Source organism: Microbacterium sp. MYb54, assembly GCF_002979515.1.
Classification (GTDB): Bacteria; Actinomycetota; Actinomycetes; order Actinomycetales; family Microbacteriaceae; genus Microbacterium.
This window is the reverse complement of the sequence record NZ_PCPA01000008.1, coordinates 85,501-110,058: the sequence shown is the minus strand read 5'-3', so window position 1 is coordinate 110,058 and position 24,558 is coordinate 85,501. Positions and strand designations below refer to the sequence as shown.

Genomic DNA, 24,558 nt, shown 5'->3' with positions numbered 1-24,558 from the left:
TGAATCTAGACGTTTGTCTACGTGTATGTAGAAGAAGGTGCTCTGCACTCGTCCTTGCAGACGGATGCAGGGCCGTCGCGGCCTCCGGGGTGAGGCGGCGACGACCCTGCAGGGGAGTCCGGTCAGCGGTGGGAGGTTCGCCTGCGTCGGACTGCGACGGCGCCGCCGGCGAGCAGCAACAAGGCCAGCAGAAGGGCCGTCGTGATCATCGCCGGGTCTTGGCCGGTGGTGGCGAGGCTGTCCCCGCTCGACGCGGAGCCGGAGCCGGAGCCCGCTCCCGTCCCGGTGCCAGGCGACCCGTTGCCCTCGCCGCCACCCGGAGTCGCGGCCGCACGCACCGTCACGGCGAGAGACACGGAGCCGGGGGTGCCGGTGGCGTCACGGGAGGTGACCACCAGCTGATGCTCGCCCGCGTCGACCTTCGGGACGATGAACGACAACCGGGCCGTTCCTTGCGTGTCGGCCACGGCTGAGCCGAGGGCAACCGGGTCGGAGTGCAGCTCGAACGATGCCGTCGAACCGGGCTCGAGCCCAGTGGCCGTCGCCGTCACCTCGGTACCGATCACGAGCGCACCCGTAGGCACCGAGACGTCGAACGAGACCTGACGGTCGGCGAGGTACGCCCGTGTCGCGGTGTCGAGCACCGACTGGAGCCGGTCGACCTCGGCGGGGATGTCGACGTCGCCGGGATCGATCACTCCGCCGTACGGGTCTTTCTTGAACCCGGGGTTCGCCATCTGCGCCATCGCGGCGTTCAGGGTCGTCGCGGCACCCGCTGATCGAGCCGACAGCCACCGCACCTTCTCGGCGTCTCTGATCCCCTCGTTCATGTGCTCCCAGCGCACGGACGAGATGTCGTGCGGGTACACCTGTGCCGCGTCGCCCGACTCCCAGGTCTTGAAGTCGACGGTCGTGAACGGGTCTTCCACGAAGCTGTCGTAGGCCCAGCGGAGGTAGCCGTCCGATTGGGTCGCCGTGGTCTTCCACTGCCCCCAGACCGCCTCGGCGAGGTTTGAGCGCACGAACGTGTTCGGGTAGATGCCCACGCAGTAGTAGATGCTCGTGATCAGGCCGAGGTCGCGACGGTGGGCTGCGACCTGCTCGAACTCCTCGTCGCCGATGAGCACGTTGTCGGACGACACCGAGATCTTGTCGATGCGATCGAGTCGGTCGTCGTGCAGGCTGTTGTAGTTCATAGCCGCGCCCACCTTGAGGCCGGGTGCTGCGGTGTCGATGAGGTCGACGGCCTTCAAGATGTCGTCGAGCGCGCGTTCGTCCATCGCCATGTAGGTGATGTCGAACCAGCCCTTCTCCTTGAGGTGCGGGCCGAACTTCGTCAGGAATGCCGTCCACATCTCGCGCCACACAGGGGTGCCGACCGAGACGGATGCGGTGATCCGACGGTTCTGTGCGACGTCGAAGTACTCGATCTTGCTCGCCCAGTTGACCATCGAGTAGGCGTCGATCTGCCCGTCGATGCCGACCTCGTCCATCATGAACTCGACCCATCGGTCGAACACGCTGAAGTCGAACGACCAGGTGCCGTCGGTGTTCTTGGTCCACTCCACCATGGAGTCGTACGGGTCGTAGGTCTGCGAGGCCCACGGGTCCTTCACGACCGTCGCGGTGATCACGTCCTGTCCCGCATCGCGAAGCCGCTGGTAGTGCGGAAGCATCGCGGCGAAGTGGGCTTCGCTCCAGAGCTCGCTCTTCGGGATGCCCTCGGCGCGGGCCACCGCATACGGGTTCTGCCACAGGTCGATGAACTGGTCCCAGTCGCCGGGGGCGGGCAGGCGGATGTCGAGCACCTCGAGGGAGAGTGTGAGCTCGATGCGGTCGCCCTGGTCGCTGACCACGACGATCGTGCCGTCGTAGGCGCCGGGTGCGGTGTCGGCCGGGACGTCGACGGTCATCCAGATCGGCTGCACCGATCGCGGTGCCATCTCCACCGAGGCGATGGGCTTGAGGATGTCCGGGATCGGCTCCTGCGGCTTCCCGAGCGAGGGGCGGCCGCGTCCGGCCATCACGCTGGAGATGAGCGTCGCGGTGATCCCCTCGTCGAGCGTCGCTCCGTCGGCCCCGTTCAGGTGCACGCTCTCCACCCGAACTCCGGTCTTGCGCTCGCCGGAGGTCCACAGCACGAACTGCGCGTTGACGCGGTCGCGCTGCCAGGCCGTTCCCTGCCACGACTTCTCGGTCAGCCCCACCACGTCGGGGTAGTACTTGCGGCGGTAGTCGTCGAAGGACTTGGCGGTGACGTAGTGGAAGTTCGTGTCGGCGACGGCTCCTGCGAGGTCGGTACGGGCCTTGGTCACGGTGATCGTGCGCCGGGCGGTGAATCCGCCGTCTCGGGTGGTCGCGGTGATGGTGGTCTCGCCCGCCGCGACGCCGGTGACCGTGCCGTCGGCAGCGACGGTGGCGATGCCCGTGTCGGCCGACGACCAGGTGACCGTCTTATCGGTGGCATCGGCGGGCGTGACGGTCGCGGTGACCTTCGCCGTGCTGGCAGCCTCGATCGTCAGCGGGGTCTGATCCGTCGTCACGCCGGTCGCCGCGACGACCTCCTTCGTGACTCGCGCGAAGTCGATCTGGGCGCCGGCGCGCGAGGCCGCGGGGTTCTTGGCTCCCGTCACTCGAAGAACGACGGTGTGCGGTCCGGGATCGAGGATGCCGGTGGAGAACAGCAGCTGCTGGTACTGCCGGGTCGCGGAGTACGCGTCGACGACGGTTTCGGGCCCGCCGTCCACAGAGACCGCGTACGTGCCGTGCGCGGGGTCGGTGTTGCCGAGCAGTTCTGCCTGCACACCGGTGAACCGGAAGGTCATGCTCGGAGTATCGCCGGCACGCACCCAGTGCTCCGTCCCCTCCATCCACCGGGTCGCGTCGAGGCCGGATTCGGCGACCCACTTGGCGGGGAACTCGAATCCTTCGGTCGGGGAGGTGACGGCGTCGTCCACGATCACGACGGTCGTGTCCGCGGCTGTCGCCGGGGCGGTCAGCACGGGGACGAGCGGGAGCGCGAGAGCCAGGGTGATGATCGCGGCCCCGCCTCTCAGGAGTCGGCGCGCACGAATGCGCGGCGATCGGGTAGGCGTTTCAGACACGTGTCTCGATCCTGTCTTGTCGTCGATGAAAGGCAGTGAAGGGGGGAGAGCGCAGACTTTACTTAGTGAGTAAGCGAAGTGTGGCTAGCGTAGAGTTTGAACCGGCTGCCTGTCAAGGTTCCGCGGGGAACGCGGGCAGACGGCGAAGGGGCGCGGAACATCGATGCTGAAAGCAGTGGAAGAGCCGAGGACGCGGCTCGAGAACTCCGTGTTCGGCCGCGGCGCGGATGCCCTTCTCGACGGCAAGGGCAAGATCCGTCGTGATCATCTGCGGCGGGCCCTCAGGCTGATCGCCTCAGCCGACCCCGTGACCAGGGCTTCCCTCGCAAGGTCGACCGGCCTCACGACCGCGACGACGTCGTCGCTGGTGAACGAGCTGATCGCGCTGGGGCTCGTCGTCTCGGGCGAGCAGGCCGAGAGCACCGGTGGCAAGCCGGGCACGCGCGTCGAGATGAATCGCGCCTTCTACGCGGTGTGCGTCGTCATCGTGCGGGCACAGAGCATCGAGACCGTGCTCCTCGACCTGAGTGGCGCGCGCGTGCTGACCAGGGACTCGGTTCATCCGGGAGGGGTGACTCCGGCCGACGTCGCTGCCGTGACGGGCGAGATCGTGCGCGAGTTCCGTGACCGGGTCCTGGCCGTGTGCCTGCAGTCTCCCGGCGTCACCGACGGCTCCGTGGTGCGGGAGAGCGTACTGCTGGGGTGGAAAGACGTGCCCCTCGCCGAGCTCATCGCCGCCGAGGCCGATGTTCCGGTCGTCATCCTCAACGACGCCGACGGTGAAGCGCTCACGGAGGCGGCATTCGATGACGTCGACGGCGTGCAGCGGCTCGTGCTCCGCATGGGCGAGGGCATCGGCGCCGCGGTCACGATCGACGGCCGGGTGCTGCCGGGCGCGACGAACAGGGCGGGCGAGATCGGTCACGTGGCCTTCGGCGGACGAGGTGCGCAGATCCGCTGCCGCTGCGGGGGCCTGGGATGCATCGAAGCCGTCGCTTCGCTCACCGCCGTACTCGGACCGGACTTCCATGACGAGCTCGAGCCGAACGCCGTGCGCGCCCTTCTCGCGGCAGAGGGTGCCGGAGAGCGGATGCTGCTGGGCGCGGAGGCCGTCGCCGCGGCGCTGCGCATCCTGTCAGGACTCACCGACCCGCATGAGATCGTCATCGCCGGTCGGGCGCCGCTGCTGGGCGAACCGTTCCTCGCAGCCGTGCGCGCCGGGTTCGCGACGAATCGCCCCAAGGGCACGGCATCCCCGCCGATCCGCTTCGCGCACGACTCCGACCCGGCGCTGGGTCCGGGACGGCTCGTGCTCGGTCGGGTGCTCGGCGTCTCGCTGCTGCGTCCGGCCGGAAACCCCGGCGCCCTCTGAGGCCCAGGTCGGCCCTACCGCCCCGTACTGTCATCACGCACGGATGTCGGGAGTGCGGACGCATGTCGGGCGACGCGCCGCCGGACGGCCCGACAGACGGGCATCCGCCCGACGGGTGTTCCATCGGGCGGATGTCCGGGAGTCCGGGAGTCCGGCTGGAGCGGCTTACTTGACGCTGCCCGCGGTCAGTCCGCCGACCAGGCGCTTCTCGATGAGCATGAACAGGATGACCACCGGCAGGATCGCGACGATCGAGACGCCGAACACGTACTGCCAGCTGGTCTCGTACTGACCGACGAACTTGGTCAGTGCGACCGAGAGCGGCTGGTTCTTGTCGGTCGACAGGATCACCAGCGATGCCGCGAACTCGTTCCAGCAGGCGACGAACGTGAACACGATCGCGGTGACGATGCCCGGCCACACGAGCGGCAGGTTGATCTTGAACAGCACGGTGAAGCGCCCTGCACCGTCGATCTGCGCGGCCTCGTCGACCTCCTTGGGGATGCCGGCGAAGAAGGAGTGCATGATCCACACCGCGAACGACAGGTTGAACGCCGCGTTGATGAAGATCATCGCCGTCCAGGTGTCGCCGAGCCCGAGCACGGTGAACTGACGGAACAGGCCGGAGGTCAGCACCGCCGGCTGCAGCATCTGCGTGATGATCACGAGGAACAGGAACACCATGCGGCCGGGGAACTTGAACCGGGCCGTGTAGTACGCCGCCGGCAGTGACACCAGCAGCACGAGCAGCGTCGCGAACACCGCGATCACGATCGTCGAGATCAGGTTGTACGGCAGTGGCGTCTCGGGGGTGGACCACATCGTGATGTAGTTCTCCCAGTGCCACTCCGTCGGCAGGTACGTCGGGTCGACGGAGCGGATCTGCGGCTTCGTCTTCACGGAGCCGAAGAACATGATCAGGTACGGCAGCACGAAGATCGCGAGCACCAGGAAGCCGGCGACGGTGCGGAGGATCACGCGGGGCAGCGTGACCTGGTCTTCGGTGTAGCGGCGCTTGCGGCCGGGGATCGGCGGCGTACGACGTCCGCGGCCTCCGGCGGTGGTCACGAGGGCGGTCTCGGTCACGGTCACGATCAGACCTCCTTCATGGGCTTGACGATCTTCACGTAGGCCGCGACGATCACGATGACGATGAGGAACGCGACGACCGAGAGGGCGCTCGCGACATCGACCTTCTTCTGCAGCTCGATGTACTTGAAGATGAGCGTCATGATCGTGTCGGCGTCGTAGCCGGGGATCGATCCGGTCATCACCTTCAGGATCGGCAGCGAGTTGAACACGTTGATGATGTTGATCAGGACCGCGACGGCCAGGGCGCTGCGCAGCTGCGGCAGGACGATCGACCAGTAGGTGCGGGCCGGGCTCGCGCCGTCCATCTTCGCCGCTTCGATCGCATCGGCCGGGACCGACTGGAGCCCGGCGAGGATCGTGTAGGTCGTGAAGGGGAGCGACACGAAGATCGCGATCACGATCGACCAGGTGAAGGCTGTCGCGGGGTTCTTCGTCCACCCGTATCCGACGGCATCGTCTGAGAGCCCGATGTCGTAGAGGAACTTGTTGAAGATGCCGAAGTACGGCTCGAGGCTGTAGTAGAACACCATCGTGGTCATGACGACCGAGGCCGCCCACGGCACGATGACGGCCATGCGCACGAGCTGACGGCCGGGGAAGGCCTTGTTCAGGATCTGCGCGAGGCCGAGCGAGATGACGACCGTGAAGACCACGACCGACACGACCCACAGGATCGTGCGGAAGAAGATCGGCCAGAACTCGGTGAACGTGAAGACCGTGACGAAGTTGTCGAAGCCGACTGATCCCTTGTCGAGGCCCGACAGCGAGATGTCTCGCGTCGAGTTGAAGAACATCACCCCGGCGGGGAAGAACACCACGCCGATGATGAGGAGCAGAGCGGGAGCGATCCAGGGCAGCGCCTGGAGGAGATCCTTTCCGCCCGGCCTGCCGCGAAGGGCATCCGGGGTCTTCCGGGTGCGGGGGCGGCCGGTGGCCGCCCCCGCGAGGTTCGAGGACTCTGTCTTCTGGCTCATTCGGGTACCCGAACCTCTCCGTTCAGCGGGCTCAGCCCGCGTCGACCTGCGCCTGGATCTCGGTCAGCACGTCCTGAGCGGGCTTCGACTGGATCTGACCGAACAGCGACTTGAACGCACCGTCTGCTGCGGACCACTTCGGGTTCGTCGACGGGTAGAACTGGGCGTCGGGCAGCACGTCGAGGAACGGCTTGAGAGCCTCCTCGCCGGAGAGCTGCTCGGCACCGGACTTGGTGACCGGAAGGAAGCCCTCGGCCTGCACCCACGGCACGTACACGTCTGCCGAGTAGTAGTAGTCGAAGAACTTGGTGATCGCTTCCTTCTTGTCGTCGTCGTTCTGGAACGCCATCAGCTGGTCCATGACGCCGAGCGTGAAGGGCGAGCCGTCCTTCGTCGGGATCGGGACGATGGAGTAGTCCAGGTCGGGGTTGCCTTCCTTGATCTGGCCGACCGTCGGCGGGAGCCCGACCTGCATGCCGATCTTGCCCTGGATGAAGATGTCCATCAGGGGCGAGCGCTGCGTCGAGCCCGGGTCGGCCTGGGTCGCACCGGCGTCGATCATCTTCTTGATCTGCTCGGCACCGGCGAGGTTCTCCGGGGTGTCGATCGTGATCTCGGATGCGTCGCCGAACGATCCGCCGCCGCCCCACAGCCACACGGCCGCCTCGGCCTGGGCCTCTTCGGATCCGAGCGGCATGCCGTAGCCGGCGACACCGCCGCCGAGCGCCGACACCTTGGTCGCGGCATCCAGCAGCGAATCCCAGTCGGTGGGCGCCTCGACGCCGGCCTGGTCGAGCAGCGCGTTGTTGACGAACAGCGCACGGGCCGACGCGATCAGCGGCAGGGCGTATGCGGTGCCGTCGACCTCGGCATTCTTGAGGAACGACTCCTGGAAGTCGGAGTAGGTGTCGTCGGAGACGACGTCCTTCGTCGGGTAGAGCAGCTCGTCGTCGACGAAGCCCGCGAACGGACCGCCGTTGTAGATGTCCGGCGCCTCGCCGGCCTGGATCTTGGTGGAGACGACCTTCTCGAGGTTGTCCCAGGACTGCACCTCGAGCTTGACCTTGATGTCGGGGTTGGCCTTCTCGAATCCGGAGATCACCGTCTCCCAGTTGGCCTTGGTGCCGTCGGAGTAGCTGGGGACGAGAAGGTCGAGGGTGGTGGATCCATCCCCGCCTCCGCTGTCGCCGGAAGATCCGCCGAACCCGCACGAAGCGAGCGAGAGCGTGGCGACGGCCGCAATGGCGGCGGCGCCGAACCGCAGTGACTTCTTCATGTGTATTGCATTCCTCACTGTGATGTCCGAACCCTCGACGGCAGGGCCGCTTCGGGAGGGGGGTGTGGTGCACAGTCGCAAGCACAAATCACGCGACAGTGCGTGGGTGACCGCTTCGCCGGAGGGCAACCGCGATCGTTCAAGCCGGGGCTCGGGGATCTCGACATCGGCCGGGGTCGGGGTCGAGAGTGGAACTGGTCTGATTATTTGTCAGGAGAACAAACAAATCAAGGTAAAGCTGCTGGTGCTTTGATTTGACGCCATACTATGATCGAATCAAGCTTGAAACAATCACAAGTCTGCAACTTATCGCCAGAAAGGCACCTCGATGACCGAATCGCTGCCCGGCGCACACATGCGCGAAGAGCTCAACTCCCAGCCCCGGATGTGGGCCACGGCCGCAGATCTGAAGGCCGAGCAGGCGCTGCTCCCCGCTTCGGGCGCCCGGATCGCCGTCGTCGGCTGCGGCACCTCGTGGTTCATGGCGCAGTCTTACGCGGCCCTTCGCGAGTCGTCGGGGCAGGGTGAGACCGACGCGTACGCGGCCTCCGAAGCCTTCCTCGACCGCGGATACGACGCCGTCGTCGCCCTCACCCGTTCCGGGACCACCAGCGAGGTGCTCGAACTCGTCGAGCGCATCAAGGGGCGCATCCCGACCATCGGCGTGATCGGCGACCCCGAGTCGCCGCTCGTCTCGCTCGTCGACGAGGCCGTGCTGCTGCCGTTCGCCGACGAGCAGTCGGTCGTGCAGACACGATTCGCGACCACCGCGCTGGCACTCTTTCGCGCTTCGCTCGGTGAAGACCTCTCCGGCGCCATCGCCGATGCCGAGGCCGTGCTCGCCGAAGACGGCGACGACGAGCTCCGTGACGCAGAGCAGTACACGTTCCTCGGCCGTGGTTGGACGATCGGTCTCGCCCACGAGGCCGCGCTGAAGCTGCGCGAGTCGTCGCAGTCGTGGACCGAGGCGTACCCCTCGATGGACTACCGTCACGGCCCGATCGCCATCGCGGCCCCCGGACGCGTCACCTGGCAGTTCGGTGAGGCTCCGGAGGGACTCGCCGGTCAGGTCGAGGCCACCGGCGCCCGGTTCGAGCAGCGGGCGATCGACCCGCTCGCCGACCTCGTGCGCCTGCACCGCACCGCCCTCGACCGCGCGGTCGCCCGGGGCCTCGACCCCGACCAGCCCCGCAACCTCACGCGATCCGTCATCCTGGATGCATGACGCAACCCGCCGCCGGAGCTGACCATGACCCGAGCTGACGGGACCGCCGCCGTTCCCGACGTCGAACGCGACGCCACCGGCGAGAAGCTCGCCGCCGTGCGGACCCTCGGCGTCGGAGCGCCCGTGCTGGCGTTCGACGTGGGCGGAACCGACATCAAGTCGGCGCTGTTCGACGCCGACGGAACCGCGCTCGGTCTCCGCCGCACTCCCACCCCGATCGCCGACGGCGACCGCACCCAGGTGCTCCTCGACCGTCTCGAGGTGCTGGCGGCGGAGCTCCGTGCCGCGCACCCCGAAGTGGTGCCGCAGGCGGTCGGGCTCGTCGTGCCGGGAATCGTCGACGCGGATGCCGGACTGGGGGTGTTCGCGAGCAACCTCGGCTGGCACGACTCCCCGTTGCGCGATCTCGCCTCAGCCCGCCTCGGCCTGCCGGTGGCGTTCGACCACGACGTGCGTGCGGCGAGCTGGGCGGAGCGTCGCCTCGGCGGTGCGCGCGACTACGCCGACTCGGTCGTGCTCGTGATCGGCACCGGGATCGCCGGTGCCCTGCTGGTCGGGGGTGTCCCCTACACCGCCGGCGGATATGCGGGCGAGATCGGGCACTCGCCGATCGCGGACGGGCCGATCTGCGCGTGCGGCGCACGAGGCTGCCTGGAGGCCGTCGCCTCGGCCGGTGCCATCGCGCGGCGCTACCGCGAGGCGACCGGTATCGCTCCCGACGGCGCGAAGGACGTGATCGCCAGGGCTGCAGCCGGCGACGAGGTCGCCGCGGAGATCTGGAACTCGGCGCTCGACGCCCTCACCATGTCGCTCGCGCAGCTGACCGCCGTCGTGGCCCCGGAGGCCGTGGTCATCGGCGGCGGGCTCTCGCGTGCCGGCGGTGCCCTGTTCGACGAGCTGCGCACGCGCCTGGCCGCGCGACTCAGCTTCCACCGCATCCCCGCACTCGTCCCCGCAGAGCTCTCCGGCAATGCGGGGCTGCTCGGTGCGGCCCTCCGTGCACGGGAGCTCACATGATCCTCACCGTCACCCTGAACCCCGCGCTCGATCTCACCTGGCGCGTCGACCGGCTCATCGAGGGCGGAACGCACCGGGCGGATGCCGGAGCCGCACGCGCGGGCGGCAAGGGACTCAATGTCGCGCGCGTCGCGCACGCCCAGGGTGCTGACGCGCTCGCCGTGACCACGATCGGTGGTCGGGTAGGCAAGGAGTTCGCAGCTGAACTCCGGGCCAGCGGCGTGCCGCACGCCCTGGTGCCGGTCGCCGCCGAGACACGTCGCAGCATCGCCGTGGTCGACGAGACGCTCGGTGACACCACGATCATCAACGAGCGCGGGCTGAACCCGACCGACCCGGAGTGGGCCGCGCTGCTCGCCGAGGTCGTCGAGCGTCTGCCCGGCGCGACCGTGCTGGTCATCTCCGGCAGCCTGCCGCCCGGAGCGCCCGATTCGCTGCTCCCCATGCTCATCGCGGTGGGGATGGACGCCGGTGTGCCGGTCATCGTCGACACCTCGGGGCCTGCGCTCCTGCGGGCGGCCGATGCCGGAGCCACCGTGCTGAAGCCGAACGCCGCCGAACTCGCCGAGGCGACGGGCATCACAGACCCGGTCGAGGGCGCCCGCTCGCTGATCGCCCGCGGCACCGAGCTCGTGCTGCTCTCGCTCGGGGCCGACGGGATGCTCGCGGTCACGGCATCCGATCTCGTGCATGCTCGCCTCGACGAACCCCTCGCCGGCAACCCCACGGGGGCCGGAGATGCGGGTGTCGCCGCCTGTGCTGCGCTGTACGCCGACGGGGTGCGCGACCCCGAGCAGATCCTCCGCCGGGCCACGGCCTGGTCGGCTGCCGCCGTGCTCACCCCGCTCGCCGGCGACATCTCCCCGCGCTGGACCGAGCTCGAACAGCAGCTGCGCGTCTCGCACCCTGACCCTGCATCGTTCCGGAAGGACCCTTCGTGACCCTCGTCTCCGCTCGCGACCTCGTCTCTGCAGCATCCGCCGCCGGCACCGGCATCGGCGCGTTCAACGTGATCCACCTCGAGACGGCCGAGGGGCTGGTGCGCGCGGCCGCCCTCGCGCAGCTGCCGGTCATCCTGCAGATCTCGCAGAACTGCGCCGACTACCACGGCGGGCTGGAGCCGATCGCCCTGGCCACGCTCGCGGTGGCGCGGCGCGCGCAGACGCCCGTGGCGGTGCACCTCGACCACGCTGAGCGGCCTGAGCTGGTCGACGAGGCCATCGCGCTGGGCTTCGGCTCGGTCATGTTCGACGGCGGAGCGCTGCCCTACGACGACAACGTGGCTCTCACGGCGGCGGTCGCGGCCCGAGCACACGAGGCCGGCGTCTACGTCGAAGGTGAACTCGGCGAGGTGGGCGGCAAGGACGGAGCACACGCTCCGGGTGTGCGCACCGACCCCGAAGAGGCGCGCGCGTTCGTGGCGGCCACGGGCGTCGACGCCCTCGCGGTCGCTGTGGGCTCCTCGCACGCGATGACCGATCGCACGGCGTCTCTCGACCTCGACCTGATCGGGCGCCTGCACGAGGCACTCCCCGTTCCGCTGGTGCTGCACGGCTCATCGGGAGTCGCGGATGCCGTGATCGCCGACGCGGTGCGCGCGGGGATGACCAAGATCAACGTCTCCACGCACCTGAACGGGTTCTTCACGCGGGCGGTGCGCGAGAAGCTCGACGCCGACGAGCGCCTGGTCGACTCCCGCAAGTACCTCGCCCCCGCTCGCGACGCGCTCGCAAGTGAGGCCGCGCGCATGCTCCGACTGTTCGCCCTGCAGCCCACGGGACCGGTCTCCTGATGAAGCGGGCGGCGCGGCTGAACGCGATCCTCGACCTGTTGGCTGCCAACGGCGAAGTCACGGTCGAAGAGCTCGTCGAGCAGTTCGAGGCTTCGTCTGCGACCACACGCCGCGACCTCGACACCCTCGCCGAGCAGCGCCTGCTCACCCGTACGCACGGCGGCGCGGTGGCGCAGTCGGTCGCCTACGAGCTGCCCATCCGCTACAAGAGCCACCTGCGCACGCACGAGAAGGCCAGCATCGCGCAGACCGCCGCGGCGCTCGTCATGCCCGGCATGGTGGTCGGGCTGTCCGGTGGCACGACCACGACGGCGATCGCCGCAGCCCTCGCCGCCCGCGACGACCTTGCGGGGAACGGCGGCATCACCGTCGTCACCAACGCCGTGAACATCGCCGCCCAGCTCGCCACGCGGCCCGACATCAAGGTCGTCGTCACCGGTGGCGTCATCCACTCGCGCAGCTACGAGCTCGTCGGCCCTTTCGTCGAACAGCTGCTGCGCGGGGTGCGGCTCGACATCGCCTTCATCGGCGTGAACGGGATGGATGCCAGAGCCGGTGCGACCACGCAGGACGAGCGCGAAGCTGCCGTGAACCGGATGATGGCCGAGCGCGCTCGCCGTGCGGTCGTGGTGACCGACGGCAGCAAGCTCGGCGTCGAGGCCTTCTCGACCGTCGGCGGCGCGGAGCTGTTCCCCACCGTGATCACCGACTCCGGAGCGGATGCCGAGGTGCTCGCAGCCCTTCGAGCTGCCGGATACACGGTGCTGGTCGCCTGAGCCCGGCGTCTGGCTGATCGCGTTTCGTCCGACGCGAACGGGAGCCCGCTCCAGGTATCTTCGAGCAATGCGTGCGATTCCGTCATCCCTCGATCCGCTGGTGGTCTCCGAGATCGACCGGCGGCTCGTCGGCGTATCCGTGGAGCACAGCGTGCGCATCCCCTGGGCGATCGAGAGTGGAAGTCGTGCTTGGGGTTTTCCGTCGCCGGACAGCGACTACGACTGCCGGTTCATCTTCGTGCGCGAGCCCCGGGACTATCTCTCGCTCTGGCCCGCTCGCGATGTGATCGAGACGCCCCTCGACGAGACGTTCGACGTGAACGGCTGGGATCTGGCGAAGACGGTGAAGCTTCTCGTCAGAGGCAATGCGACGCCGATCGAGTGGCTGCGCTCGCCCATCATCTACACGGGGGAGAGCGCCTTTCGTGACGGCCTGCTGAAGCTGGCGTCCGAGGTCGTCGAGCGAAGTTCGATCGCACGCCACTACCTGCACGTCGCGCGCCAGCAGCAGAACGGAACGACGACCCTCAAGCGCTTCTTCTACACGCTTCGGCCGGCCGCGGCACTGCGGTGGCTCGCGGATCACCCGCAGGAGTCCGTTCCGCCGATGGACCTTCCCACGCTGCTGGCGGAGAGTTCCGTGCCGAAGGCCGTGACGGATGCCGCCGCGGAACTCATCGCGGCGAAGGCCGTGACCCGGGAACTCGGCACCGGCATCGCACCCGCCATCCTCACGCGGTTCGTGGCGGACGAGCTCGACAGAGCCGAACATTTCGAGACTGCGCAGCCTCAGCGCGATCCCGCGGCCGTTCGTGACATCGCCAATCACTACTTCCGCACTCAGCTCGGCTGAGAGCATCTCGGAATCTCTGAGCCCGGACACCCCAAGGGCCCCGACGTCCCCAGATCGTCGAGGCCCTATGAGGGTGTCGCGGCTGCATGCCGCGACGCCCCCGAGCAGATGGTGTCCGTGTCGTGTTCGCGCTCCCCAGTGCGCATGATCCCCAGATCCGACTGCGCCTCCCTCGCGCCTCACCCTTCGAGGCCCTTCGCATGGCACCTTCCGAAGAACAGGAGCGTGCAGCATCCGTTCTGATACACCGAATGGAGGAAAAGTTCAGAATCCGTCGCCATGACACTGGAACGGCGCGCTCAAGCCGGTGTCGACCGCGGCCCTCGCGAGCGCGACGGCCGGTGCGGCCCCCGCGGAGAGGCCGGTGTGCACGGCGCTGAGCAGTTCGCCGGCCACGTCATCGGGAACGGCGACGGGAGCCGCGATGACGCAGTCGGCACCGGCGTGCAGCCATACCCGCGTCATGCCCAACGCCTCCTCGCCCCAGCGCACCGATGAGCGCCCGAGCTCGCAGGCCGAGAGGATCACCGTCGCCGGGACCCGCGGAATCAGGTCGACGTCGTAGCCGAAGAGGATGCCATCGGCGAGCTCGAACCCGGAGAACAGCGGGTTGTCCACCGCGTGCCTGCCGTGCGCGGCGATGTGCAGCACATCGGTGGCCGCGGCGAGCTCGGTGACTGCGGCGACCGTCGCCTCTGCCCCTTCGAGGATCGACGGGGTCGGGCCTGCGTCCGACACGCGCCAGGAAGCCGCTCCACGCTGCACTTCGTCGCTTGCCCTGGGCACCCGCGGTCCGGTGGCGAAGCCGACTTTCGGCTCGCTGGTCATCGGGCGGCGGGCAGTATCCGCCCAGCGGGACATCGAGGTCGCCAGGGTGAATGGGGTGCCTGACAAGCCGGGCAGCATCGCCCAGGGGATTCCGGCGAGCACACCGGGTGCCGTGATCACGAACCGCTCCATGGGGGCGATCGCAGCCATCACCGGACCGATCAGGTCGCCGTCGAGAGCACGGAGCCGGTCGTCGAGCCCTCGTGCGACCACGTGTGCCAGGGGGCCGGTGGTCATGGCGGCAGCGACGTCGAGGTCGGCCCGGAGACCGTCGAGGGCCGTGCGGATGCGTGACCACGGCAAGGCGACGACGCGGGCGTCGTCGGCGGTCGTGGCCACGCACAGAAGCTCCGCGCCCGTGTATACGTACGACAGCATCGCAGTGCCGTCATCCAGCGCCGCCGCAGCCTCATCGAGTCCCACGCGTTCGCGAGATCGGCCGGTACCGGTCGCCGACCACTGACGGTCGCGTACCCGGTCGCGCAGTGCGCTGACCCGTCTATCGGCCGTCCAATCAGACCCCGCCAGATCGGCGCGAAGCATTCGCAACTCCGCCAGATCGTCGGCGAGCTCGGGATCGCGAGGCGGTCGCACCGGAACCGTCTGCTGGCTCAGGTGCCGTGCCCGCTCGGACCATTCGAAAAGCGTGGCCGGGGTCTTCGTGCGTGCCGCCGCCGCCAGTCCGGCCAAGATCAGGTCGTTGCCGTGCATGGCGAACGACGCCTGGAGGTCAAGTGCGCCGAACGACTGCTGCCATCCGTGAAGCAACTCGAGGCCGGTCGCCGCCGCACGCATCGCTTCGGCGCTGTGGCCGCGCTGCGTCGCGCGCACCGCTCGCACCTCCTGCGCTCGAAGGCGTAAAGGCGTCGGTGACGACGCGGCGATCCGTGGCATCCGCTCGTGCCCTGCGAGTGTCGCCACCAGGTGCAGAGCGGTTGCTTCCGTGCGGAATCCGTGGCGTGACAGCGCGGCACGGGCTTCAGCGAATTCCGTCGCGGTGGGCGGCGAGTCCGGTCTGGCGCGGGTCCGAGCCTCCAGATGCACCGACACCGCTCGCGCCGCCCACCCTTCGCTTTGCAGCGCAGCGAAGCGTCGAACGGTTGCGGCGGCGACACGCTCGGCTGCGGCGGGGTCGTGCCGCAGCAGTGATCGTGCGAGGTGATACTCGGCTTCGCCGCGGGCCCGGCGCATGCGCTGCGCACCGAATCGGACGGCGACCTGACTGAGTAGTCCCTCGGCCTCTGTCGTCATTCCAGCGTCACGCAGTACCTCGGCACGATCCAGGTCGCTCACCGCCGTCGCCAGTTCACTCGTCTCGGCGAAGACGGGGCGTGAAGCGCTCATGAGGCGGAGAGCTGCGACGAGGTCTCCGCCGAGCAACGCCGCGTAGCCGAGATTGTGGCGGGCTCGGGCGAGTGATTCGACGGCGCCGTGATCCTCGAACACGGTGATCGCGGTGTTCAGGTCGTCCACGCACCTGCCCAGCTCATGCTGCTGCATCAACACCATCGATCGGCTCATGAGCAGGTTGGCGAGCTCGATGGTCTTCGTCGGCAGGGTGCTGATCGCCCGGCTGAGCAGCCGGTCCGCGTCGTCGAGTTGCCCTGCATGCATGAGCAGGACTCCGAGTTGCCCGCTCAACAACGCGATCGTCGTCGCACTGAGACCCTCGCGATCGAGCAAGGCGCGCGTTGCCGCCTCCGCCGCGGCATGCTGGCCGGTCTGATCGAGGACGTACGCCATGGTCCCTTCGATCCGCGCTTTCAGGTCGGGATCGTCGGTGCGGGATGAGGCGGACGCCAGGGCGCGCCGCGCCTGGGTGAATCGGCGAGAGTTCGCCGCCTCGATCCCACGCCTGTGGAGGTCGCCAGCGGACAGGGTCATCCCTCCAGGATGCCCTGTCCGCTGTATCTGCGAAAGCTCTCAGACGCGAGCGTCGGTCAGTCGTCGTCTCTCGGTGCAGGAAGTGTCTTCAGCACCGCAGCGACGGCGGCGGCAGCGACCCTGGGGCTGACTCCTTGGCGCGGGACACTGCCGAGCTCTGCCGCAATCCGGCCGGCGACGTATGGTGCCGCGAACGAGGTTCCGCTCCACACGGAGAATCCGCCACGGTAGTCGTCCGGATCCAGGGTTTCTCGGCGGAGATTCTCGAAGTCGGCTCGCGTCGTCGCCTGATCGCCCCCGACAAAGGCCGGAGTGGTGCTGACGATGGCGGCGCCCGGTGCGTACGCGCGCACCCACGGCCCGACGTTCGAGAACAATGCGACGGATCGAGCCGACGGATTGAGCGCCCCCACTGACACGAGAGGGGCATGGTCGTCGTGCGGTATGCCATTGTCCGCCCCCGGCCAGTCCCAGAGCGAAGCGGGGAACGCGGGGCGATCGATCGTGTCGTTTCCCGCGGAGCACACGACGACACAGCCGAGGTCGCGTGCCTTCGTGAGGAGCTGATTCAGCGTGGCGCTGAAGAGCCCGTCTTGCGGGGTCTCGTGGTAGTAGCCGAGCGAGAGGTTCAACACGTCGATCGGATGTCCGGTCTTCGGGTCCTCGCGATGACGTCGGAGCAGTTCGACCACCTGCGCGAGCGTCGTCAGGAACGTGCTCTCGTCGACCACCCCGAGCCCGCCTGCCATTCGGATCGAGAGGATATCTGCGTCCGGAGCTGATTGACGCACGATCCCGGCGATGAACGTCCCGTGGCCGGCGACGGAGTCGATCCCGCCGTCGAGGGGGCCGTACAGGTCGGGGAAGCGCTCGGGATCGGCATCATCGACCAGTCCGACCGGCACGCCGTCGAGGGAGACCTGTCGTGTCACGATGTCTGCCGGCAGCCAGGCGTGCTCGCCGCATCCCGTGTCGAGCACGGCGATGACCGGACGTCGGCCTCGACGTGGAGCCGGGCCTCGCGCTGGTGCGGGTCCGAGCCAGGCCACGGGCTGACGGGCCCCGCGCCCGGGCGCGAGGTAGTCCTCGCTGCCGCTGCCGCCCCGCTCGCCGCTCACCGGGTTGGTGTGGCTGAACGGGTTGGTGTGGCTGAACGGGTTCGTGTGGCTGAACGGATTGAGTCCGACCGGATCGATCGACAGCACGTGGTCGAGGCTCGTGCGAGACATGGTCGAGCGCGACATGCGACGTGCGCGCTGGAGCACCCGCCAGGCGTCAGGGGCGACGGGCGATTCGCCGCGAACCGGTTCGTCGGGCGTCCGCAGTCGGGCTCGCAGGAATCCCGGAACTCCCGGGACCAGCTCGCCGTTGGCCGCTGAGCGGGTGTCGTCTTCGACCTCGAGCTGCCAGCCGAAGGTGTCGGCCGCGTCGCGGAGCGTCCGCACCTCGCGGTCGTAGGCCTCCTCATCGCCGAGCGCTCGCGTGATCAGCAGCCGCTCCGGCAGATACGCCGTGGGAAACGCGCGGATGCCGTCCACGGGCTCCGTGCTCGGATCGAGCGCCGTTCCTCGGCGGATCGATCCCTCCGCGCGGTCCTGCCAGGTCCATCCCTTGGGCTGATCCATGCGTCATCCTCTCCGTGCGGGTCACCCCGCGTCTTCATCGACGGGCGGCGCCCGCGGTCACAGCTCGAACTGCGGGGTCGAGAGCGTGCGCGTCTCGTCCCCGATCACGGTCGTCAGGCGCACGCGCGTGAGACCGGGCGGAACCTCGTCGAACACGAAGCGTCCGGTCGCCTCCGGTGAGGTCGACCTGGTCTTCTCGCCCTGCGTGAGGACGATCTCGGCGGCAGCCGTGTCGACCCAGCCGTCGACGCGGCGGCGGCCGGAGGCGGTGGTCGTCACGTGCAGCAGGATGCTGGTGGAGCCGTCGCTGAACTGCAGGGTGAGCGCATCCGCCTCGCCTCGCACCGCACCGAGCTGTCCTTCGACCAGGGTGAGCAGCGCGTATTCGCGGTTCAGGCCATCCGCGGCGACCGCGGCGACCATGCGGTCGATCAGACCCGCAGGCATCGGGTCGACCTCGCCCCAGAGCGTGCGGAGCCGGGCGAACATCTGGGCATCCTCGTGCTCGGTCATGCGAATCCCCCTGTCTGCGCTGTCGGTGGTGCTTCCAGGAGTGCGCGCAGTTTGGCGAGGCACCGGTTCCGTGTCGGACCGATGCTCCCGATGGGCATCGCCAGATCGGCGGCGATGCGCGCATAGTCGGGGCGATCCTCGAAGGCGATCACCCGGAGGAGCCTCTGGCAGCGCTCGTTGAGGCGGCGCACGGCCGTCCACAGGCGCCGGTTCTCGTCGCCGATCGTGGCGTGCTCCTCAGCGGAGGCCTGCTCGGGGAGCAGCGTGTCGAGGTCGTCGGCCTCGGTCGTGTCGACCTTGCCGTGCGCCTTCGCGACCTTCCAGGCCTCGCGGCGCGCGGTCGTCGTGAGCCAGGCCGAAACGGCCTTCGGGTCGCTGATCGAGCCGTGACCGCGCACGAGCTGCAGCCAGGTGGTCTGCACCACATCTTCGGCGAGGGTGCGTTCGAGTCCGTACGCGCGCACGACATGCCAGAGCACGGGTGTCATCAGTCGTACGAGCTCGTCCATCGCGCGGCTGTCGCTCTCGCGCCATGCATCGAACAGGTCCGCGGCACGCTCCCAGCGTGCACGGCCGTCGTCCGAGGCAGGATCGTGAGCGGTGCCGGGTGCACCGTCGATCATGAAGCCCATTGTGATCACACCTACCAAGAGCACGGCAAGAGCTTTCTGATACATGTCTGCATCCAAGAATTCCGCGCGCTCGTCGGCGGTCGGCGCCCATAGGCGACGCCGATAGCGTTGAGGGGTGATCCCCCTCGCTGTCGTGCTCTTCCTCAACGCCGCCTTCAACGCCCTCGTCTGGCCGCAGTTCTACAAGCGTGTCGCCAAGGATCCACGGGCGCGCGACCAGAACGGCAAGGCCACGGCGTTCCTCAAGGTGCATGCCGTGCTGATCGCGACCGCACTCGTGCTCGCCCTGGTCTCACTTCTCGCGGGTATCGCGGCGCTGACCGGCGCACTCTAGGGCTCTCGTCGGGCATCGCTGCGGTGCAGGGTCAGGCCGTCTCGTACTGCTTCGCGTGCGCGGCCCAGCCCGACTCGACGGGCAGTGCGCGCAGCGCCCTGTTGCTCACAGCGAGGACGACGGAGATCAGGCAGAGCCCGGCGCAGATCAGGATGGTCCACTCCCGCCCGATCCAGGCGAGTCCGAAGCCGGCGATGAGCGGTGCGAGAGGCATCGCGCCCATGCCGAGCACGCCGGCGGCGCTGTTGGCGCGGCCGAGCAGATGGCTCGGGGTGGCGACCATGAAGTAGCCCATCATTCCGGCGTTGAGCGCGGGCACCAGCAGGACCGCGGCGCCGAGCACCACCGCGATGGCCCACGGCTCGGTGACCATCGAGAGCGCGATCGCCCCGACTGAGACGACCGACAGTCCGGCGATGGTCAGGACGCCGGCCTTGATGCGCGGAACGAGCAGCGGAGCGCAGACCGCGCCCACGAGCATCACGGCCCCGATCGACGCGCTCAGCGTGCCGATCAGCAGCTCGGAGTATCCGTCCTGCTGGAGGGCGTAGATGACGGTCGTGATCGTGGCGTTGAAGCCGAGATTGATGACCGTCGTGATGAGCAGCACTCCGCCGAGGTCGGGCCGGGAGAGCAGCCAGCCGAAGCCTTCGCGCATCTCCGCCCACGCGTTGGGCTTCGCCGTCGCGGAGGTGGGAGCGTCGACGTCGACTGCGCCTGCGCGACGCGCTTGACGCCCCAGCATCCATGCGGTCAGTGCCGCGACGGCGTGGCAGAGCGTCATGACCACGCCGACGAGCCATCCGCCCACCCCCAGCAGCAGCCCGCCGAGCGGACCACCGGCGAGTTGGAGCGCCGCATCCCTCCCCTGGTTGGCCGCCTGGGCGCGACCCATCGCATCATCGGGCACGATCTCCTTGATCGCGCTCTCGCCCGCGACGTCGAAGAGTCCGCTGCGTGCGGCGAGGAGGATGTCGATCACGAGCAGCGACCCGAATGTCATCGCGTCGCCGAGGGCGAGCATGGTGAAGCCGCCCGCGAGCACGATGCCGATGAGCGAGCCGAGCAGCATCAGTGCGATGCGGCGATGGCGGTCGGCCAGCACGCCGCCGGCCAGGGTCATGAGCAGTCGCGCGACCATCCCGGCGCCGCCGATGATGCCGGCCTGGGCGGGATCGTTCGTCACGATCAGGGCGAGCAGTGGGATGGCGAAGCCGAACAGGGAGGCCGCGAGGCCCTTGCTCGTGTCGCTCACCAGCCAGGTGATGTACCGGGTGTTGTGCCACAGGCGATGGGGCTCGGTGACGATGGTCATGCGTCGAGAGTAGATGCGCAAGAACTATTGCGCAAGTCTTATTGCGCAATTTCAGGTGCGGGTAGGATCGACGCATGACGGAGGACGGCGCGAAGCGCACGAGCGAGGATCCGGTATGGATGACCTCGGCCATGCTCAAGGCCTATTCGCATCCGCTGCGGCGCCAGATGATCCGGCTGTTCTCGCGGCGTGAGTTCCTTCGCGCAGCCGACATCGCCACGGAGCTTGGCGTCCCCGCCAACAGCGCCAGCTTCCATCTGCGCGCGCTCGCCGAAGCCGGACTCATCGAAGAGGCGCCGGACAAGGCCCGCGACCGGCGCGATCGCGTGTGGACCGGGCACAAGGGCGCCCTCAACGTCGGCGGCCCGGAGAGCCCGGTCGCCGATGAGGCCCTCGGCACCGCCGTGATCGCCGCGCTCGTCGAAGACCACCAGGATCTGATCCGCCGCGTGCTCGCCTGGACGCCGGAGTATGTCGCCGGTCGCACGGCCGAGGTGCACGCCGCCTTCACCCAGCGCACGATCAAGCTCACCGAGACCGAGTTCGACGACGTGATGGTGAAGATCAACGACATCCTGAGCGCCGCCGACGATGCGCACGACAGCGCAGACCCCGCCGGTCGCTACTGGCAGCTCGATCTGATCGCCGCCGACGACACCATCTGACGCGGGTAGTACCCGATCGGGCTAGTCCTCGATGGGGGAGGACGCACCGCTCAGGATCAGGATGCGCCGCAGATGCATGGCGGTGAGCACGCCGGGGCCCATCGATCGACGGACATCGATGGTGCGGTCGTCGACGGCCTCGAGAAGCAGTCGGATCGCGCGGGCCGCCTCGCCGCGGGCGCGGTGATCCTCGCTGGAGGAGGCATCGCCCCGCGCGATCACATCGGCGACGGCGTGACAGGCGGCGGAAAGCGGCTCGGGGAGTGCTGGGTCGAGCGCGAGACCGGCCGGTCGGTCCCAGATGGTGTCTGCGATCGCGTCGGAGATGTCCCGGATGAGGTGGGCGATCCGGTCGAGGGCTGCGAGCTCGTCATGACTCTGCTGCATCCGTGAGCGATGGCCCTTGGCGCGGGGGTTGCCGCGTCGGCTCTCGTCCGCCTCGGCCAGGGTCGCTCGGAGCTCGGTCGCGGTTTCGGCCAGGGACGCCGCATCGTCTGCCCACTGCTCATGCTCGGGCGGCCACGACTCCGAGACCGCTGAGCCGATGTCGTGCAGGTGCGCGGCCAACTGCTCGCGGAACTCCGCGACCCTACCTGCCGCCGCCACGGTGAGCGGAGCGGGGGCGATCACCAGGTTGACCAGGAGGCCGACGACCACGCCGACCGCCGTCTGCGTCAGATAGCCGAGTGAGTAGTCGTCGGCGTTCTGCCCGCCGATGATCAGCACGAACAGGGCGGCCATCGGGATGTACTCGCGCCCGGCACCGAACCACCCGGTGCCGGACACCAGCACACCGACGCCGACGACCAGGGGGATGCTCCACCAGGTCGGGCCGACCGTCAGCACGACGATCGTGGCGAGACCGATTCCCGTGGCGAGGCCGAGCAGCGTCTGCAGGCTCGACTTCGCCGACCCCATCAGCGTCGGATACATGCTCAGCAGGGCGCCCAGGGGGGCGTAGTACGGGTACGCGTCGGTGACGCCGGGCATGTGCGGAGCGATCATCCATGCCAGTCCGACCGCGAGCGTCGTCTTCGCGACGAGGAGGAGGCGTGCGGGGCGGACGGCATCGTGGAGCGCGCGTTCGACGCCGGCTCGTCGTACGCGCAGTCGCGTGGGGGTCTGCGTCACGGCATCCTCTCTGTCGGGGCAGGTGGTTCCGCGAGCGTATGCGGTCGGTGCACGGTGAGGGAGTGGGTTGCGCCCTCGCCGGGGCACCGGTAGCGCGCACACGCGACGACGCCGGCCACCCAGGAGGGTGACCGGCGTCGGTGAGAAGGCACGTTCTACGGAATGGCCCTGCGGAACGCGAGGAACGAGATGCCCGTGAGCACCGCGGTGATGAGGAGCCCCCAGAGCGCCAGCCCGAGGGCGCCGAGGCCCATGATTCCCGTCCACACGTTTCCCCACAGCCCGAACTGCGTCGCGAGGAACGCGAGCCCGAGGAGCACCAGCGACAGGGCGACGCTCACGACCGTGAGCACCGTCGGTCCCCAGCTCTTGTAGATCGTGGCGCCGGTGAAGCCGACCACGAAGAAGAACAGCGCGAGACTGACGTAGACGACGAAGGCGCCGAGCGGGCCGGCCTCCCACAACCACGGGAGGTAGAACACGTAGCCGTTCACGCCATAGCCGTTCGTGGCCAATTCGATGCCGCCGCCGATCAGGAACAGTACGCCCATGAACGTGCTGCCGATGATCGCGGTGAGCAGCGTGCCGAGGAAGAACTCCCGGCGGGTGATGCTCATCGCCTGCGAGAACGGGAAGGTGAGTGTCATCGCCGACATGCCGATGGCGAAGAAGTACCAGAGCGGTGCCTGTCCGCCTCCGCCGTACTTGGGGCCGTCGGTCGGGATCATCGCGTAGATCAGCACCGAGAGCAGGGTCGCTGAGCCCAGGATGATCAGCGGCACCCAGATGAAGGTCTGCCGATTGATGAGCTGCAGGCGGATGACGTTGAGCGTGCGTCCCATCAGCGCACCTCCTCTTTCGCGGCCGCGTCTTTCGCGGCGATCTGAGCTTCTGCCTTCTGGGTGAGTCGCACGATCAGCTGCTGCAGCGAGACCGGGGCGAGATCGAGACCGGATGCCGTGACCTCTGCGCGCTCGGCGGCGGACAGTGCGCCGAGCACGGTGACGGATGCCACGCGGCCGAGCGACTCGCGGTGCAGCACCTCGCGGGCGCCGACCCAGGCGTCGACCTTGTCGGCGTCGCCCACCACGGTCACAGCGCGGTCGCGCATGGCATCCGTGTCTTCGTTGAGCAGGATCTGCCCGTTGTCGATCACGATGACCTTCTCGATGAGGTTCGAGACCTCGTCGATCAGGTGCGAGGAGAGGATGACGGTGCGCGGGTGCTCGGCGTAGTCCTCGACCAGGCGGTCGTAGAAGATCTGCCTCGCGACCGCGTCGAGGCCGAGGTACGGTTCGTCGAAGAACGTGATCTCGGCGCGCGATGCGAGTCCGATGATCACACCGACTGCCGAGAGCTGGCCGCGCGAGAGCTTCTTGATGGTCTGCTTCATCGGCAGTTGGAACTCGGCGATGAGCTCTTCGGCGAGGGCCTGATCCCAGTGCGGGAAGAACAGGCTCGCGGCCTTGAAGGCGTGCTTGGGGTAGGCGTCGTCCGGGTACTTCTGACTCTCGCGGACGAAGCAGATCCGGCTGAGGACGTGCGCGTTCTCGTACGGGTGCTCGCCGAACACCTTCACGGTGCCGGACGACTCGAAGTTCTGGGCCGTGAGGATCGACATGAGTGTCGTCTTCCCGGCTCCGTTGCGGCCGAGGAGGCCGTAGATCGCGCCTCCTTCGATGGAGAGCGACACGTTGTCGAGCGCTCGCTTCTCCTTGTAGCGCTTGCTGAGGTTCTGCACCTCGATGACGGCGGTCATGCGGGGGTCTTCCCTTCTGCGTCGGTGGTCTGGGCGGAGCGCTGCCGGAGCAGGCCTGCGAGGTCTTCGGCGCCGAGCCCGAGAGTTCGGGCCTCGGTCAGGAGCGGGTCGATGTAGCGGTCGGCGAACGCGGCACGGCGCTCGACGAGGAGCACTTCCCTGGCGCCGTCGGCGACGAACATGCCGATGCCTCGGCGCTTGTAGAGCACTCCCTTGTCGGTGAGCATGGCGACTCCCTTCGCTGCGGTGGCGGGGTTGATCCGATAGAACGCGGCGAGCTCATTCGTGGAAGGCGCCTGAGACTCCTCGGCGAGTGAGCCGTCGACGATCGAGTCCTCGATCTGTTCGGCGATCTGGAGGAAGAGCGGCTTGCCTTCTTCGATCACGAGTC

22 protein-coding genes are annotated in these 24,558 nt (G+C 68.4%); 9 read left to right on the top strand and 13 right to left on the bottom strand.

The genetic code is table 11. The annotated features are described in order from the left end of the window. Positions 1-122: 122 nt before the first annotated feature. The gene (locus CQ040_RS10830) at positions 123-3,104 is read right to left on the bottom strand and encodes a glycoside hydrolase domain-containing protein (RefSeq protein WP_105527100.1); all 2,982 of its coding nucleotides are present in this window, start codon (positions 3,102-3,104) and stop codon (positions 123-125) included. 163 nt (positions 3,105-3,267) lie between these two features. Between CQ040_RS10830 and CQ040_RS10825 the strand changes: the two genes are divergently transcribed. Further along, positions 3,268-4,476, top strand: coding sequence for an ROK family transcriptional regulator (locus CQ040_RS10825; RefSeq protein WP_105527099.1), 1,209 nt, complete (start codon positions 3,268-3,270; stop codon positions 4,474-4,476). 165 nt (positions 4,477-4,641) lie between these two features. Here the strand turns inward: CQ040_RS10825 and CQ040_RS10820 are convergent, their stop codons facing one another. From CQ040_RS10820 to CQ040_RS10810, 3 genes are read right to left on the bottom strand one after another with little or no spacing between them, the layout of a single operon-like run. Next, positions 4,642-5,568 carry a carbohydrate ABC transporter permease gene (locus CQ040_RS10820; RefSeq protein ID WP_028501319.1) on the bottom strand — a complete coding sequence of 309 codons (927 nt, stop codon included), beginning with the start codon at positions 5,566-5,568 and terminating at the stop codon, positions 4,642-4,644. A gap of 2 nt (positions 5,569-5,570) precedes the next feature. Then, complete coding sequence (locus tag CQ040_RS10815; protein WP_105527098.1) at positions 5,571-6,542, bottom strand: carbohydrate ABC transporter permease; 972 nt, start codon at positions 6,540-6,542, stop codon at positions 5,571-5,573. Positions 6,543-6,573: 31 nt separating this feature from the next. Beyond that, on the bottom strand, positions 6,574-7,818 hold the full coding sequence (locus CQ040_RS10810) for an extracellular solute-binding protein (RefSeq protein ID WP_028501321.1): 1,245 nt from the start codon (positions 7,816-7,818) through the stop codon (positions 6,574-6,576). Positions 7,819-8,146: 328 nt separating this feature from the next. Here CQ040_RS10810 and CQ040_RS10805 point away from each other — a divergent pair, with 328 nt between their 5' ends. The 6 genes from CQ040_RS10805 to CQ040_RS10780 all read left to right on the top strand — a co-directional run bounded on the left by CQ040_RS10805 (position 8,147) and on the right by CQ040_RS10780 (position 13,481). Beyond that, positions 8,147-9,043, top strand: coding sequence for an SIS domain-containing protein (locus tag CQ040_RS10805; protein WP_028501322.1), 897 nt, complete (start codon positions 8,147-8,149; stop codon positions 9,041-9,043). 24 nt (positions 9,044-9,067) lie between these two features. After that, on the top strand, positions 9,068-10,060 hold the full coding sequence (locus CQ040_RS10800; protein WP_105527097.1) for an ROK family protein: 993 nt from the start codon (positions 9,068-9,070) through the stop codon (positions 10,058-10,060). Then, a complete protein-coding gene (locus CQ040_RS10795) occupies positions 10,057-11,001 on the top strand; it encodes a 1-phosphofructokinase family hexose kinase (protein ID WP_105527096.1) in 945 nt (314 codons plus the stop codon). Before CQ040_RS10800 ends, CQ040_RS10795 begins: the two co-directional genes overlap by 4 nt. Next, positions 10,998-11,852 carry a class II fructose-bisphosphate aldolase gene (locus tag CQ040_RS10790; protein ID WP_105527095.1) on the top strand — a complete coding sequence of 285 codons (855 nt, stop codon included), beginning with the start codon at positions 10,998-11,000 and terminating at the stop codon, positions 11,850-11,852. The genes CQ040_RS10795 and CQ040_RS10790 overlap by 4 nt, the downstream gene beginning before the upstream one ends. After that, the gene (locus CQ040_RS10785; protein ID WP_105527094.1) at positions 11,852-12,628 is read left to right on the top strand and encodes a DeoR/GlpR family DNA-binding transcription regulator; all 777 of its coding nucleotides are present in this window, start codon (positions 11,852-11,854) and stop codon (positions 12,626-12,628) included. The genes CQ040_RS10790 and CQ040_RS10785 overlap by 1 nt, the downstream gene beginning before the upstream one ends. 67 nt (positions 12,629-12,695) lie before the next feature. Next, on the top strand, positions 12,696-13,481 hold the full coding sequence (locus CQ040_RS10780; RefSeq protein ID WP_105527093.1) for a DNA polymerase beta superfamily protein: 786 nt from the start codon (positions 12,696-12,698) through the stop codon (positions 13,479-13,481). Between the two features lie 264 nt (positions 13,482-13,745). Here the strand turns inward: CQ040_RS10780 and CQ040_RS10775 are convergent, their stop codons facing one another. From CQ040_RS10775 to CQ040_RS10760, 4 genes are read right to left on the bottom strand one after another with little or no spacing between them, the layout of a single operon-like run. Then, positions 13,746-16,193 carry a CHAT domain-containing protein gene (locus CQ040_RS10775; RefSeq protein WP_105527092.1) on the bottom strand — a complete coding sequence of 816 codons (2,448 nt, stop codon included), beginning with the start codon at positions 16,191-16,193 and terminating at the stop codon, positions 13,746-13,748. A 56-nt stretch (positions 16,194-16,249) separates the two neighbouring features. After that, positions 16,250-17,818, bottom strand: coding sequence for a S8/S53 family peptidase (locus CQ040_RS10770; protein WP_105527091.1), 1,569 nt, complete (start codon positions 17,816-17,818; stop codon positions 16,250-16,252). A 57-nt stretch (positions 17,819-17,875) separates the two neighbouring features. Further along, complete coding sequence (locus CQ040_RS10765; RefSeq protein ID WP_105527090.1) at positions 17,876-18,331, bottom strand: hypothetical protein; 456 nt, start codon at positions 18,329-18,331, stop codon at positions 17,876-17,878. After that, entirely contained in the window at positions 18,328-18,954 is a 627-nt protein-coding gene (locus CQ040_RS10760) for an RNA polymerase sigma factor (protein WP_258131262.1), read from the bottom strand. Before CQ040_RS10760 ends, CQ040_RS10765 begins: the two co-directional genes overlap by 4 nt. Positions 18,955-19,078: 124 nt before the next feature. Between CQ040_RS10760 and CQ040_RS10755 the strand changes: the two genes are divergently transcribed. Beyond that, positions 19,079-19,297 (top strand): SCO4848 family membrane protein, encoded by a 219-nt coding sequence (locus tag CQ040_RS10755; protein WP_105527089.1) that lies wholly within the window; start codon positions 19,079-19,081, stop codon positions 19,295-19,297. A 31-nt stretch (positions 19,298-19,328) separates the two neighbouring features. On the opposite strand, the gene CQ040_RS10750 is transcribed toward CQ040_RS10755, so the two are convergent. Further along, entirely contained in the window at positions 19,329-20,612 is a 1,284-nt protein-coding gene (locus CQ040_RS10750) for an MFS transporter (protein WP_105527088.1), read from the bottom strand. 74 nt (positions 20,613-20,686) lie between these two features. On the opposite strand from CQ040_RS10750, the gene CQ040_RS10745 reads away from it, so the two are divergent. Beyond that, positions 20,687-21,277: a helix-turn-helix domain-containing protein gene (locus CQ040_RS10745; RefSeq protein ID WP_105527087.1), complete on the top strand. Its 591-nt coding sequence runs from the start codon at positions 20,687-20,689 to the stop codon at positions 21,275-21,277. Positions 21,278-21,298: 21 nt separating this feature from the next. Here CQ040_RS10745 and CQ040_RS10740 read toward each other — a convergent pair whose 3' ends face one another. From CQ040_RS10740 to CQ040_RS10725, 4 genes are all read right to left on the bottom strand, one after another. Next, complete coding sequence (locus CQ040_RS10740) at positions 21,299-22,408, bottom strand: aromatic acid exporter family protein (protein WP_105527086.1); 1,110 nt, start codon at positions 22,406-22,408, stop codon at positions 21,299-21,301. Positions 22,409-22,563: 155 nt separating this feature from the next. Beyond that, positions 22,564-23,250, bottom strand: coding sequence for a hypothetical protein (locus CQ040_RS10735; RefSeq protein WP_105527085.1), 687 nt, complete (start codon positions 23,248-23,250; stop codon positions 22,564-22,566). After that, positions 23,250-24,167, bottom strand: a complete 918-nt coding sequence (locus CQ040_RS10730) for an ABC transporter ATP-binding protein (protein WP_105527084.1) — start codon at positions 24,165-24,167, stop codon at positions 23,250-23,252. The genes CQ040_RS10735 and CQ040_RS10730 overlap by 1 nt, the downstream gene beginning before the upstream one ends. Next, complete coding sequence (locus tag CQ040_RS10725; protein WP_105527083.1) at positions 24,164-24,553, bottom strand: GntR family transcriptional regulator; 390 nt, start codon at positions 24,551-24,553, stop codon at positions 24,164-24,166. The genes CQ040_RS10730 and CQ040_RS10725 overlap by 4 nt, the downstream gene beginning before the upstream one ends. Positions 24,554-24,558: the final 5 nt, after the last annotated feature.

What these genes read in the sequence shown, in the direction of transcription:
- CQ040_RS10825 (WP_105527099.1), top strand. Translation starts at nt 3,268, where the DNA reads ATGCTGAAAGCAGTGGAAGAGCCGAGGACGCGGCTCGAGAACTCCGTG.
- CQ040_RS10815 (WP_105527098.1), bottom strand. Translation starts at nt 6,542, where the DNA reads ATGAGCCAGAAGACAGAGTCCTCGAACCTCGCGGGGGCGGCCACCGGC.
- CQ040_RS10810 (WP_028501321.1), bottom strand. Translation starts at nt 7,818, where the DNA reads ATGAAGAAGTCACTGCGGTTCGGCGCCGCCGCCATTGCGGCCGTCGCC.
- CQ040_RS10805 (WP_028501322.1), top strand. Translation starts at nt 8,147, where the DNA reads ATGACCGAATCGCTGCCCGGCGCACACATGCGCGAAGAGCTCAACTCC.
- CQ040_RS10800 (WP_105527097.1), top strand. Translation starts at nt 9,068, where the DNA reads ATGACCCGAGCTGACGGGACCGCCGCCGTTCCCGACGTCGAACGCGAC.
- CQ040_RS10795 (WP_105527096.1), top strand. Translation starts at nt 10,057, where the DNA reads ATGATCCTCACCGTCACCCTGAACCCCGCGCTCGATCTCACCTGGCGC.
- CQ040_RS10785 (WP_105527094.1), top strand. Translation starts at nt 11,852, where the DNA reads ATGAAGCGGGCGGCGCGGCTGAACGCGATCCTCGACCTGTTGGCTGCC.
- CQ040_RS10780 (WP_105527093.1), top strand. Translation starts at nt 12,696, where the DNA reads ATGCGTGCGATTCCGTCATCCCTCGATCCGCTGGTGGTCTCCGAGATC.
- CQ040_RS10775 (WP_105527092.1), bottom strand. Translation starts at nt 16,193, where the DNA reads ATGACCCTGTCCGCTGGCGACCTCCACAGGCGTGGGATCGAGGCGGCG.
- CQ040_RS10770 (WP_105527091.1), bottom strand. Translation starts at nt 17,818, where the DNA reads ATGGATCAGCCCAAGGGATGGACCTGGCAGGACCGCGCGGAGGGATCG.
- CQ040_RS10765 (WP_105527090.1), bottom strand. Translation starts at nt 18,331, where the DNA reads ATGACCGAGCACGAGGATGCCCAGATGTTCGCCCGGCTCCGCACGCTC.
- CQ040_RS10760 (WP_258131262.1), bottom strand. Translation starts at nt 18,954, where the DNA reads ATGATCGACGGTGCACCCGGCACCGCTCACGATCCTGCCTCGGACGAC.
- CQ040_RS10750 (WP_105527088.1), bottom strand. Translation starts at nt 20,612, where the DNA reads ATGACCATCGTCACCGAGCCCCATCGCCTGTGGCACAACACCCGGTAC.
- CQ040_RS10745 (WP_105527087.1), top strand. Translation starts at nt 20,687, where the DNA reads ATGACGGAGGACGGCGCGAAGCGCACGAGCGAGGATCCGGTATGGATG.
- CQ040_RS10735 (WP_105527085.1), bottom strand. Translation starts at nt 23,250, where the DNA reads ATGGGACGCACGCTCAACGTCATCCGCCTGCAGCTCATCAATCGGCAG.
- CQ040_RS10730 (WP_105527084.1), bottom strand. Translation starts at nt 24,167, where the DNA reads ATGACCGCCGTCATCGAGGTGCAGAACCTCAGCAAGCGCTACAAGGAG.